Origin of the sequence: Anaerobium acetethylicum, assembly GCF_900096945.1 — a bacterium.
Taxonomy (GTDB): domain Bacteria; phylum Bacillota; class Clostridia; order Lachnospirales; family Lachnospiraceae; genus Anaerobium; species Anaerobium acetethylicum.
The window spans coordinates 181,692-194,979 of the sequence record NZ_FMKA01000002.1 but is presented as its reverse complement, the minus strand read 5'-3'; the positions used below and the strand labels follow the sequence as shown (position 1 = coordinate 194,979).

The window sequence follows — 13,288 nt, the reverse complement described above, 5'->3', positions numbered from 1 at the left end:
CCAAAATATTAATCTATTCCAGTTCCCATTTGTGTGGTATTGACATATAGCCAACGCTGCGATCATCTGATACAACATCAAAATGGCAATAATCGCGATAGAAATCTAATGGCATGCCATTATCATCAACAATAGCTACATTTAATATATATTTTCCCGTTAATAGTGGAAGGTTTTCCATCTTGAATTTTACGATTCCCTTCATTTTCGAATGCAAAACTTCCACTCTGTCCAACTGCGTATTTGACCCCAATAAACAACGGCCTTCCAAATCATAGAAACCTATTCCAAACACATATCCCCCTAATTGCTTATTAACTTTATAGTGCATTACTACTTCTGCCTTCTCTCCCGCCTTTAGCACCTGTGTTTTATTGCCTTGTTCATTTATGAAATAAGCTTGCACTATTTCTGCCTGGCCAAGCCCAAAGTGATTTGCGCTATAGTCAATCTCTGGCTTTGTCTTTTCCGCCCCCACATCCACTGAAGAAACTGTCTCTTGAGCATTCTCAGTTTCTACATCTGATACAGACTCACTACTCATTTCTATCTCGCAAGACTTTTCTGCATTTTGTTCTTCTATTGCTCTCTCTTTTTCCTCTTTATTCAGTAATGATTGTACTTTTTTATCATTCATATGCTTTAGATATGCATCCACAACCTTGGCTGCCTTGCCACTAGAAACAACTTCTCCTTTACTAATCCAAACAGCCTTGTCACAGAATTTCTCTATTGTTCCAGAATCATGTGTTACAATCGCGATTGTTATACCTGCTGCTTTCAATTCACGAAGTTTATTGAAGCACTTTGCCTGAAAATTGGAGTCCCCCACTGCAAGGATTTCATCAATCAGAAGAACATCTGCATCCACATTGATTGCCACCGAAAATGCAAGTCGCATATACATACCTGAAGAATATGTACGCACCGGGTTATCTAAAAATTCCTCTAGCTCCGAAAACTCAATGATATCCTTCATACGCATATCAATTTCCTTCTTGGTAAGACCAAATATTGATGCATTCGTATATATATTTTCCCTTCCGCTCATATCGGGATGAAAACCAGCACCCAACTCAATCAGACTGGAAACCCTTCCTTTTATCTCTATACTGCCGCTATCCGGGTACATAATTTGGGTCAATAGTTTTAAGGTTGTACTCTTACCACACCCATTTTCACCAATAAGTCCTATTGCTTCTCCTTTTTTCACTTCAAAGCTAATTCCTTTCAGAACCCACCTTTCTTCATACCTGTTTCTATTTAAGAACAACAGTCTTTCCTTTAATGTTCTTCCCTTATCATGATATACACGAAAATTCTTCTTAACATCAATCACTTCAATGGCATTTCCATTTTTCATAACTATAATTCCTCCGCAAAACGTCTTTTTAGCCTTGAAAAACTAAAGCATCCAAGTACCAGAATCAATATGCCTAACACAAGAGCATGAACTAATGTACTCAATTGTGGTATTTGCTTTTCATATAAAATATCGCGATATGCTGTAATAATCGGAGTCATTGGATTAATGTAATAGAATTTCAAAAACTTTTTATCTATTATATCGATTGAATATACGATTGGCGTCAAATACATCCAAGCCATTCCAACTATCCCCAATATATACTCCAAATCCCGAAGATACACCGTAAGACCTGAAAAGAGCATCGTAATACCAAGACATAAAATATACTCTACAAGCATGATTATCGGAAGATACAGCAATGCAACAACATTAATACCTTTTCCCGATATCAATACCACGATAAAAATAACGACAAAAGAATAAATCATGTTAATAAACTGGCTTGTTACATAGGCCAGCGGCAAAACTTCTCTAGGAAAATAAATTTTCTTAACCATATCCTGTTGCGCTAAAATACATGCGGATCCACCAATTAAACATGTACTGAAAAATATCCACGGTACTAGAGCAACAAATAAAAACAAATAAAACTTGTCAATGTTGCTTGGTAAAATCACCGAAAACAAAATCGTATATATGATCAGCTGAAATAAAGGATTCAGAAAAGTCCATAAAAAACCCAAGACAGATCCCTTATAACGACCTCGCAAATCCCTCCGTACCAAACTGTATATCATATGTCTATATGCATATAATTCTTTTATTGTTTTCATACTTTTTCTCCAATCTCTATATTAATTGTAACTGTTCAGAGTCCCTGCCCTGCAAATCGAAGCATTTTTTAGCCTGTTTTTCATAAAAAACCCAAGTTCTGCATGCGCAAAAGTGCAGTCTGTTACTTGTTCAATTTTGTTATTTTCGTATAATTCATTTAAACACATCCATAATCTCAAGATGTTTTTTACTCAATCGTGGCCTGTCCGTATATATCATAAATGCGGTTTTCAACTAATAAAACTGCTCTTTCCATGCTGAGTTTGTCCTCTATGTGCTCCTTGGCCTTCCTTGACAATTCTTCATGAAAATTCCTATCTTCATAAAGCTTCCTCATACAGGAAGCTGCCTGATCCGTATCCGCCTCTGCCCATCTGTTCCCTTTTTTATAGTGTCCGTCATCTTCCTGTATTTCCACATAGCGGTAACCTACCATACAGGCAACATCCCGATTCATAAATTCCGTATTGGAAGACCAGTCTGTCGCAATTACCGGGGTTCCCACCAGCATAGCTTCGGCCATGACCAATCCGAAGCCTTCCGCTCTGTGCAGGGAGCAAAAAACATCCACCTCTTTGATCAGACTGTTCACCTGCATCTTCTCTAGGACGTCAGTAATATAATAAATGTTACTGTATCCTTCGAAGTTTTTTTTCAGGATCTCCATTTCCTCCGGCTTTGTATTGTTTGTCTTTATCACAAGGCCTATTCCCTCTTCATCCTTACTGAAAGCCTTTTTGAACGCTTCTATCGAACCCATCGGGTTCTTCCTGCTCATTGTGCTGTTTGAATCATACATCACGAGATAAAGAAATCTCCCTTTAGGAAGGCCGAAATATTCCCTATCATACCTGCTGTCCACAGGTGCCGTAACGCAATATGGAATTGTTTTTACAGGCAGATTTGTCTTTTTTCGTATACCCTTGCTTATAAACTCTGACGGAGTCCAGATTTCGTCGAATAAGGGCAGCCATCCAGTCCATATATCAGGAAAAGCTTCCAGCTCCCAGAGCCAGAATGCTATGTTATAACGTTCGTTCCATATACTTTTGTCCATGTGCGAAAAAGCTGCCCCTATTTCATAAGGGTTTATATGGATCAGATTAATATTATACGGCAGACTGCTACCTATCTTATAGTCAAAGGTGCAGTCGCTATTCCGCGTATGTCCGCTAAGCATGAAATTATAGACGGTAAAAGGTAAACTGCTGTTTTCCAATTCCGCTGCAACCAGACGGCAGCTCTGGCCAAGCCCGATTTCCGATTTGATGTTCCCGATTAGGTTTACCCCGTCCGGAAACTTCTCCCTGCAAAATCCCTCCCTTTTGTACTGCTTCAGTTCGGCCAGGCTCTTATTCTCTATCCTGGCCTTGCATTTTCTTAAAACTGAAATCGGAACTACCTTTTTTAGCAACGGTTTAAATTCATTGGAAAAGCCAAAAAGCATTTTTGACAACATATTCTACTCCACTTTCTCTAAAAACTCTTTTAATTTTCGTCCCAGATTCGGGGCATCGAATTTTTCGGTAATTTTATCGTACTCTTCCAGATCGGGTTCTGAATAGCCATTCATGGCTATGCACAGATTCTTAATCTGCGCATCCTCGTCCCCCTCAAGATTGAAATATGTGACATGATTCCCCAGGATTTCTTGAAAGATATTCAGATTACTTAAGATAACCGGTTTTCCGAAATTCATAACTTCCACCGGCGGCATTCCGAATCCTTCGGCTTTTGAAGGGAATACGAAGCAGGAGCATCCAGCATAGAGCTCTTTCTTCCTGTCTTCCTCAAGGTAACCGGCATACTTCACGCCTTCCGTCGTGCTGCTGACTTCGTCGTAGAGTTTCTGTATGTCTTCTTCCCTGATTTTTCCCCCAAGGTACAGTTCCTTCGTGCCACCGCTTTTCCGGTAGAGACTGTAGGCTTTCAGCAGAAGGTCAACGCCCTTCCTTTTCTCGAGATTGCCTACATATAGAAAATACCCGTTGTCTGCAGTACTGCTGACCGGTATCCTGTTGATTATGATATAAGAGATAAAGTTCTTTTTATGTTTAACAGCAGGATAATATTTCTCCATGAACTGTCTGGTTTCCATCGAATTGTACAGGAATATATCCGCTGTTTTTGCGGTCTTTGTCATCCCGTACCTGAAATAATTTTCATATACCCTTCCATAGTATTCCGGTTTTGTAATCGGAAAAAGATCATGGATGGTAACCATAATTCTGCCGTAAGGATTCTTTATCCTGACTGGCATAAGGTTATTCGGTTCCCAGAAAATATCAGGTTTCTCCTGATGTATGCATTTCTGTATAAACTTGAAATATCCGAATAAACCGAAGCTTTTGCTAACCCGGTTTCCATACTCTATAATCCTGATGTTCTGCCCTGCAAGGACTTCCATCTCCCGGCTTACGCTGATATCAGATGCCAGTACAAACTGGATGTCCGGGTATTTCAAAAGTTCCTTCATGAAATTGTAAGTGTACATGCCTACCCCGCTAGGCCTGCTCCCCATTGTTCTTGCGTCAACTAATATCTTCAATTCTCCTGCCCCCTGTAGTGCCTCTTCCCCTTGTAAGTAATCACAAATATTTTTTAATTCCATTTAATGCATAGCCTGTAAAAAAACATGCTGACCTTATATAGCCATACCCCATATACCGATAAACAGCAAATGTCATACGGGCGGATTTAATTTTATTTCTTGATTTCCCATTTTCGCTCAACCTGTATTTTAGAAGCGGCTCGTTGATTGCCCGACCGGAACCATATTTTTTAAGGATCTTAAGCCAGGTGATATAGTCCTCATGACTGTCGTCATGGAGCATTGGATATTCCCTTGCCGCTTCCGCTCTGACTATTACTGAAGAACAGTTAATGCTGTTTCCATACAGAAGTCTCCTGTAACTCAGCACCTCCTTGACCGGAATAATTTTTCCTGTCGAATTCCCGTCCGCCTCCATAAGCTCCCGGCCTGTTGAGCACAGGACAACATGTTCCTTCTCCATAACCTTTAGCTGCTTCGATAATTTCCCGGCTTCCCACCAGTCATCAGAATCCAGGAATGCAATATATCGTCCTGATGCTGCTGCTACTCCTCTGTTTCTGGAGGCTGCCACGCCCATATTCTTCTTGTTCTTCAGATAAATGACATTTCCGTAATCGCTGTATTTTTTCATGACCTCCTCCAGCCCGTCCTGCGAGCAGTCATCAATCACAATTAGTTCGAGGGAGACATCCTGCCTGAACACGGACTCTATTGCTTTTTCTATGTAGCCGGCAACTTGAAATGCCGGCATAATAACCGAAACAAGAGGATCCGCTTTTTCTGCGGACTCCTCTTTTTTATTTTTTTCTATCATTTGCCTGACTCCTTCGTGAGGGCAGTGACCTGCCAGTCGTCGACGCCTTCTGAATTCTCTTTCTGGAACAGGATCTTGAACGTCATGAACATCAGCTTTAGATCCAGCCATATGGAATAATTTTCTATGTAATACATATCCAGCTTCAGCTTATCATAGGGTGTCGTATTGTACTTTCCGAATACCTGGGCATATCCCGTCAGGCCTGCCTTGACCTTCAGCCTGAATCTGAATTCCGGTATCTCCTCTTCGTATTCGCTGATGATTGCTTCCCGCTCAGGCCTCGGCCCTACAATGGACATATGTCCCTGCAGGATATTGAACAGCTGAGGCAGCTCGTCGAAATGGATGTTTCGAAGCACCTTACCGATGGGAGTAACCCTCTCATCATTCTTTTTTGCAAGCCTTGCCCCGGATTTCTCCGAATCTGTAATCATGCTTCTGAATTTGTATATCTGAAATCGTTCTCCGTCTTTGGTGACTCTTTCCTGTCGGTAGAATACAGGGCCGCCGTCATATGCCTTGATCAATATGGCAATTATCATCATAAACGGCGAAGCCACAACAATCCCAAGCACGGAAATGATGATATCCGCAGCTCTTTTTATTACCCTCTGTTCAGCAGTAAGACCCTGGTTCCTGGAAAGAAGAAGAGGTGTGTCAAACAGATGTATGCTGTCCGATCCCCTGATGATGATGTCAGAAATCTTCGGCGTCATATATACCCTTTTGGATTTCACAAAGCAGAACTTCAGTATTCGATTCCTGATCTGTGATGGAACATCGCAGATGATCACGGCTTCGTAATCAAGAATTGCCGCCTGGATAGCTTCTGTGCCTTCTTCAATATGAATGGCATTGCAGATCTTATATTTGTCTCTTCGGGCATTCATCTTTTCAATCAGTGCATCCGGCTCCCTGTCGCCGTGTATCAGGATCATGCGGCGCGGTGGATATAGTTTTATGTAGATAAATCTGGTCGTAATGACCCAGATGATGATAACAGCAACATCTGCCAAAGTTAACCACAGCATCGGAAACGGATTCATGAACCAGCGGCCTATAAGGCAGATCTGGAAATAGGTAATGAAATTCACGCAGAGAAGAGACAGTATCTGGGAATAAAGCACATCCGTAACCTTCAGATATCCAACCTTAAAAGCCCCATACATCCTGCTGAAAAACAGCAGGACGATGGCGTACAGGCCTACTACCGCCCAGTTTCCTCTTCTCCAATAAGGCAGGGGAATTACCCTGCTATAATATTCATACCATACAAACAAGAAGGCTCCTGTCTGCAGTGCAAGAATTATAATTGCTTCAAAAAACAAGATAATTCTTTTATACTGTGCGTTCTTTTCCACGATTTTTACCTCAAATCTTTATTATGACCATGTGTCATCTTAAATGGATCTCGAAAATCTACTTATAAGTTTTATTTAGTCTGTCGTTAGTTTAACAAAGGTGAATTCCTTTGTCAATTGAAAACCGTTATTTTCCATTTTCACCTATCAAATACAGTATTTTGATTATAATCCATAGTTCTGTAGTAATCCGTTAAATTCTGGCGATTTGGAAAACCCAAACATCACTTCTTCCCTGCTGCTTCCACCGGCCAGTTTCTCCAGCCAGTACGCAAGGCCTCCTTCGTCATATTCCCTGTTCAGGAACAGTCTGTAGAGGGTCTTCACATATTCCGTATCAGAATAATTCTTGCTTCTGAATTCTGCTGATTCAAGGAATCCCTTTGCAGCTGCTTCAGGCGTTACTGTCTTATTAAGGATAAGACCGGTCCAGTAATTCAGCCCCTCTGTTTCCGGCGTTCTTCCCAGCGCCTGCTGGTAGCATCTGTACACATACCTTGTAACACCTGCATTCTGGTCTCTTGCTTCTGTCAGCGCAACATTTCCAGCTGAAATTCCGCAATTCTGACAGATGCCTTTAAATTCATTTGAACTGATAAATCCTGCAAACACGCCTCTGCGAGACATCCCGGCTGTCAGGGACTCCAGCCATACGGTCTTTCCTGCTGCATCTGCTGCCCTGTCAAGACAAGTGCTGTAAAGGATGTCCACATATTGAGAATCCCCAATATTCTTCTGTTCGAATTCACTGCAGAACAGGAACCCTTCTGCCACAGATGCTCCTGTTTGATTTCCGTATAGCAGAGCATCGCTCCAGTACTTCAGGCCACCCGCATCCGGCTCCCTGTCAAGAATATTTCTGTAAAGCCTTGTAACGAATGCCTCGACCTTGCTCCTGTCTTCCTGAACTGATTTCAAATTGTCCAGTTCCGTCCGGGCAGCTGCTGCATTCAGGTAGCTGTATCGAAATAGTGTATATCCGGACGCTCCGGCATTTTTAGCAATGTTTGCCTGATCAAGCAGGTTCACAGAGCTTGTGGACCAGCCGATATCGTATGCTGATTTGTCTGCCACCCTGTAAAGTGCCAGCCCTACATGCATCTTTGTATTGTTTTTATTCAGCGCGTTCCACTGCGCCAGCCGGCTGCTGTACATTGCTGTGCCCCCGCCCGCTCCGTAATTGTCTGTCCAGTAGATCTGAGGCATGATGTAATCGATATACCCGCTGTTTGAGAGCCAGGTATCCACATCAGCCCCTGCAGCCCTGCAGTTGTCGATGTTGCCCTGGGGACTGATTCCAAACTCCACATCCGGCTTTATGGTCTTGATTTTCCAGTATACAATCCTGATCATTTCGTTGACATTCGCTTTTTTCTGTTCCACCGAAACTTCAGGATAACCTTTGTAAAAATAATCATCAAAATGGATGCCATCCACATTGTAGTTGCGTACGATTTCTTCAACACCGTTGACAATCAGGTATATAGTATCCACTGATCCCGGATTATGGATTGTAGCTGAGTCAATCCTGTAAGGATTGATCCAGGCCTCAAAACGGAGTCCCTTACTGTGTGCCGCTTCGATCATGATTGCAAGGGGATCGTAGCCAGGCCCGGCCGGATTCGACGTGATATAGGAGCACCATCCAAAATAGGCGGATGGATAGATCGCGTCATTGAAAGCCCTTACCTGAACGATTACCGTATTCAGGTTCTCTGACTTTGCTTTGTCGTACATGGCATTTATGTTTGCCGTGAATTCAGCCTGGCTCTTGTCCTTGAGGCCTGCATAGTCCAGATAGGAAATCCAGACTGCACGCTGTTCCATATCGGCAGCCTCTGCCTTCAGACCGCTCCCCGTAATTCCCGAAAAAGCTGTAACGAATGCCAGCAGCATGGTCACTGCAAGCAGCCCAGCCATCTTCTTGATTCTGAAAATCTTATCCATATTATACACCTGCTCTTCCTGTCACTTTTTCCTACAGACCGTAACTCTCCAGGAGGCCCTGGAATTCAGGGGAATTTGAAAATCCATCAAATATCTCTTCCCTGCTGATTCCACGATTCAATCTGTCCATATAATAAACCAGTCCAGCCTCGTCGCACTCCCTGTCAAGAAATACACTGTATAAGACTTTTACATAATCCACATCTACATAACCTTTGTTTTGGAATTCAGCGGATGTTAGAAATTCCCAGGCTGCTTCTTCGGCCGTGATTCTTTTGTTTACAATCAGCTCTGACCAGAAATTCAGTCCGTCGACCTCTGCGGTCCTGCCCAGTGCCTTTTCATAGCAGCGGAATACATATTTTGTGACTCCCGCATTCAGGTCCCTTGCTTCCGTTACTGCTGCCGTACCTCTGTTTATGCCATAGGTCTGGCATATATTTGTAAATTCATTTGAATTAGCAAATCCTGCAAATATGCCTCTCCTCGTCATTCCGGAAGCAAGAGCGCTCTGCCAGTAGCTCATCCCTGCACTGTCGGATGCCCTGTCCATGAATGTCGTGTAGAGCATCTCGATAAACTGGGAATCATCCAGATTCCTGTTCAGGGATTCAGGACTGAACACGAAGCCTTCCGCAACATCCACGCCGGTTGCACTTCCCGTCGCTAGTCTGTTGTAATGGTAGTCCAGTCCCGAAGTCTCCGGCTCCCTGTTCAGCACATTTTCATAAAGCCTCGTAGCAAAGCTTCTGATCTGGGACTGCTGGGCTTCCGTCAGTACTCCCTTTCTTGAAAGTCCGTAATACTGGGCGATTGCAGTGGCATCCGCCACTCCCATCTCCTTCAGCTTTGTCGGGCTGGAAAGGAGGCTGTAGTCATGTGCGTTATTGATAAATCCATGTTCTATGAGAATAGCTGGAATCCCATTCAGGATATTGTATCTGATGACCGCAAGGTCATCCTGGGGCGTACCGTCGTCATAGAATTTTCCATTTTCATCATTGTTGATCTTGACCCCTCTGCTGGAAAGGCCCACTTTCGAAAGCTCTGCCAGAATCCTGTTTGCAAGATCGGTAGAACCTGCATTGAAGGCTGTATAACCGGTTACGAAGACTTCTGCACCTGCTGCTGTTGTAGTTCCTGTACTGGTTCCCAGTGCATTGATGTGAATGCTGACAAAAGATGTGGCGCCAACATTTTTTGCCAAATTTGCCCTGTTTGTGAAGCTTACATCGACATCCGTGGTTCTTGTGAGATATACGGCAATGCCTTCATACTTTTCAAGCTCTTCCTTTATATAAAACGCGATCGACAGATTGAGGTTTTTCTCATAGAGTCCGCCGTACACTGCACCAGTGGCACTACCTCCATGGCCCGGATCCAGCACGACCACCACATTGCCCGTCCCTTTCAGCATCACAGGTTCGCTTGCGGCATTTACTGCAGTTCCTGACTCCTGGGCCTCTGTCACTGATTTTTCCTGTTCCTCGACAGCTTCCTGCACTTCGATGATTTCCTCAGCATTGCTGAGGCCTTCGCCTATGGCTTCGCCTGTAATATCATCGGCGGTCCCGCTTACAGTGTCTTCTATGATGGAATCGGAAACCGGCATCACTGCTGTTGCATTCACGCAGTACCCGACTTCCTCCGTAATCCCGATTTCATATTTCTGTCCATCCTGGCTGTATGTGATGCCCAGGAGCTTATAATTTCCTGCTTCTGCTTCCTTGTATTCCCTTGTAAAAAGAAGGACGTTGTCGGCTTTCTGGTCTGCTTCCAAAACCTCGACTTCATTTCCGTCTTTCTGAACCCTTAACCCCACGTTCTCCAGTACAGCCAGCTCCGTATCGGTACTGACAAGAATATTCTGTATTCCTGAATCCGTCAGCTCCGGACTTTCCACGTAGATATAATCGATTGCGATTTCACTGGCGATTATTCCGCTATTTACCTCTGTGGCTGTCCCTGATGCATAAGCTGGAACTGCCAGCATGCTGAAACATATGGCTATTGCTAATACTAAAGATAAGACTTTATTAAAACTTTTCATAGATGCTACCTCCGGACTGCTTAACTGCTGATTATATTTTTTCCTGTTTCCCATGCTCCCCAAAGCATGCTGAACTCATAAAATAACTACTGGCTCCATACCGCTCTTTATCCACACGGATGCGCTTTTTTTAATGTATTGTCCACATTGTCTGGTCTTCTGCCAGGTACAACTCTCCCCTACCTGTTGATAAGCCTGACCATATTGCCCCAAAGCTCAAGCTGTATCCTGCAGTAATTCAGAAAATGGCTCCACCTGAACGTTACCTTCTTCCCCTTTTCCGACATTGAAAATCCCTTTACAAGACCGGCGACATACTCTTTCCCAAAGCCTTTTATTACAAAAAAAGCTGTCTTGATGGCAAAACCGGCAGTCAGGAAAGGAAGATTCAGGATGATCTGGAGCAGAGGCATGTTCTTATAGACGAGATAGATGCTATTCCTCGATGCCAGGCTTATTTTGAATTCATTATGCCTGGATCCGCTTGATCCGCTGCCCACATGGTAGACCACAGCTGTGGGAATATACACGTTGCGATAACCGAAAATCTTCGCCCTGTACCCGATATCAATGTCTTCCAGATAGGCGAAATGATCCTCGTCGAAATATCCGATCTCATCGAATATGGATTTCCTGTATATGGCCGCCCCCGCGCAGGCTGCAAAGATATCGCATTCCCGCTCATACTGGCTGATGCTCTTGTCCTTCCCTCTGGCGAAAGCCCATCCCAGGGCACAATACAGATCCCCTCCATCATCCATCCGCTCCCTGTCATGAAAAGATATCATTTTGGAGGAGGCGGAAAAAATGTCATCCGACTTTCTGATTCCCTTCAGAAGCTCTGCTGCGAAATCCATGTGGACTTCCGTGTCGTTGTTCAGCAGGATCACGTAGGGGGCTTCTGCAAGCCTGATACCTTCATTCACGGCCCTGGAAAATCCGAAGTTCTCTTCGAGACGCACAAGCTTTGCCCAGGGATAGCTGTTCTCAACCAGTTCGGCGCTGCCGTCCTTCGAGCAGTTATCAACCACGATCACTTCGACGTCTTCCTGGGTCTGCTTCATCAGGGCATCCAGACAGTCAGCCATGAACTTTATTCCGTTGTAATTTGGTATCACGATTGATACTTCATGCATACTGTCACCCCTCTAATCCTATATCGACTGATACAGAAATGTTCTTTATCAATTATTTTTTTATCTGCCTTTTTCCTTCGTAAATGAAAATGATCAGAAGTCCCAAAAACAAGATTATTGAAATCAAAACGCTGGATATCGCAGCTCCTGTAATTTTATAAGCTGAAACCATTATGCCAGGAAGAATAAATCCTGCAACAGCCGCTGCAATGTACGCAAAACTCACTTTTTTCTGGCATCTCATTGTTGTCAGTGCATAAAACAGGACTACCGACAGTGCCGAGAAACCTCCTGAAAGGATCAAAATCAGAAGCGAACTCTTAAATGGTTCCAGATTAACCCCAAAGATTATCGAAAGCAATGGAATTCCGACAAGAGCACTGCCTGCTTCCACAACAAAGGTCAGAACTACAATTGATAAGGCCATTTTTGCAATAATGCCACCAAACTTTTTGTATTTTTTCTCATTCCACATAATTCCAAGTGAAAGCAGCATCGGTTTCAGCACAAAGATGCTCATCAGATTGATCGTAAAAGTTGGAAGATATAATATATTGAAATATGTCTGCATTTCATATGAAAGCATTCTGTCTATGGCATATTTGGGAGCATTGATTATATATAGGTTTAAGAAAGTCGAAAAAAACAGTGGAAAACATTCAAGAAGAACCTTTTTTATAGCGCCTGTCTCCCTGGATATGCTCAACTTTACATAGTTTTTTATAAGCTTTACGTCAAATACGCACATTACAATCAGGTTGGCTGCCACCATAGCAAGACAGGAAATCAGAATATTCCTTGTCATTCCATCAACAGCTAAAAATACTGAAATGGATGCTGCCATTCTGAAAAAAACGGATTTTCCCGCTATGTCAAGCCTGTTATTCAACTGGAACTCACCCTGAAAAGTCTCACTTAAAGCATCAACAAATCTGAATCCTGTTAAGCAGATGCAGACAGCTGCCTTCACGGGGGTATAGCCGCTAAAAAAAGTATAGATCAACGCCGCTGCCATCATAAGCATAACAACGACCCACCTGGCACTCAGATATACATCAAATCCGTATTTTCGTTCCGTATCCGTAACCTGGAAAACTCTCATCCCGTAATCCGCTATTGCATTCAGTACGGTTGCTGAAGCAAACGCAATTGAAAACATGCCTGCATCATCAACGCCATTGATCCGGGTGGTGATTAGCAACAGCACTGCCGACAGTGCTGAAGCACTTATACTTGCAATGGTATTCCATATAAATTCAGATTTCTTTACCATATTTTTC

Annotated in this window: 10 protein-coding genes; all 10 read right to left on the bottom strand. The window is 43.2% G+C overall.

Annotated features, from left to right (window positions below):
* Positions 1 to 13: 13 nt before the first annotated feature.
* Complete coding sequence (locus BJR36_RS03850; RefSeq protein WP_091230368.1) at positions 14 to 1,363, bottom strand: ABC transporter ATP-binding protein; 1,350 nt, start codon at positions 1,361 to 1,363, stop codon at positions 14 to 16.
* A gap of 2 nt (positions 1,364 to 1,365) precedes the next feature.
* On the bottom strand, positions 1,366 to 2,142 hold the full coding sequence (locus BJR36_RS03845; protein WP_091230365.1) for an ABC transporter permease: 777 nt from the start codon (positions 2,140 to 2,142) through the stop codon (positions 1,366 to 1,368).
* Between the two features lie 188 nt (positions 2,143 to 2,330).
* Positions 2,331 to 3,602 (bottom strand): glycosyltransferase family 4 protein, encoded by a 1,272-nt coding sequence (locus BJR36_RS03840; protein WP_091230363.1) that lies wholly within the window; start codon positions 3,600 to 3,602, stop codon positions 2,331 to 2,333.
* A gap of 3 nt (positions 3,603 to 3,605) precedes the next feature.
* Positions 3,606 to 4,691: a glycosyltransferase family 4 protein gene (locus BJR36_RS03835; protein WP_207648811.1), complete on the bottom strand. Its 1,086-nt coding sequence runs from the start codon at positions 4,689 to 4,691 to the stop codon at positions 3,606 to 3,608.
* Between the two features lie 40 nt (positions 4,692 to 4,731).
* Positions 4,732 to 5,511 carry a glycosyltransferase family 2 protein gene (locus BJR36_RS03830; RefSeq protein WP_091230357.1) on the bottom strand — a complete coding sequence of 260 codons (780 nt, stop codon included), beginning with the start codon at positions 5,509 to 5,511 and terminating at the stop codon, positions 4,732 to 4,734.
* Complete coding sequence (locus BJR36_RS03825) at positions 5,508 to 6,875, bottom strand: sugar transferase (protein ID WP_091230354.1); 1,368 nt, start codon at positions 6,873 to 6,875, stop codon at positions 5,508 to 5,510. Before BJR36_RS03825 ends, BJR36_RS03830 begins: the two co-directional genes overlap by 4 nt.
* Positions 6,876 to 7,040: 165 nt before the next feature.
* Complete coding sequence (locus BJR36_RS03820; protein ID WP_091230352.1) at positions 7,041 to 8,822, bottom strand: DUF4214 domain-containing protein; 1,782 nt, start codon at positions 8,820 to 8,822, stop codon at positions 7,041 to 7,043.
* 31 nt (positions 8,823 to 8,853) lie between these two features.
* A complete protein-coding gene (locus tag BJR36_RS03815; RefSeq protein WP_169823581.1) occupies positions 8,854 to 10,872 on the bottom strand; it encodes a DUF4214 domain-containing protein in 2,019 nt (672 codons plus the stop codon).
* A gap of 179 nt (positions 10,873 to 11,051) precedes the next feature.
* A complete protein-coding gene (locus BJR36_RS03810) occupies positions 11,052 to 12,008 on the bottom strand; it encodes a glycosyltransferase family 2 protein (protein WP_091230347.1) in 957 nt (318 codons plus the stop codon).
* Positions 12,009 to 12,060: 52 nt separating this feature from the next.
* A complete protein-coding gene (locus tag BJR36_RS03805) occupies positions 12,061 to 13,281 on the bottom strand; it encodes a lipopolysaccharide biosynthesis protein (protein ID WP_091230344.1) in 1,221 nt (406 codons plus the stop codon).
* Positions 13,282 to 13,288 lie beyond the last annotated feature (7 nt).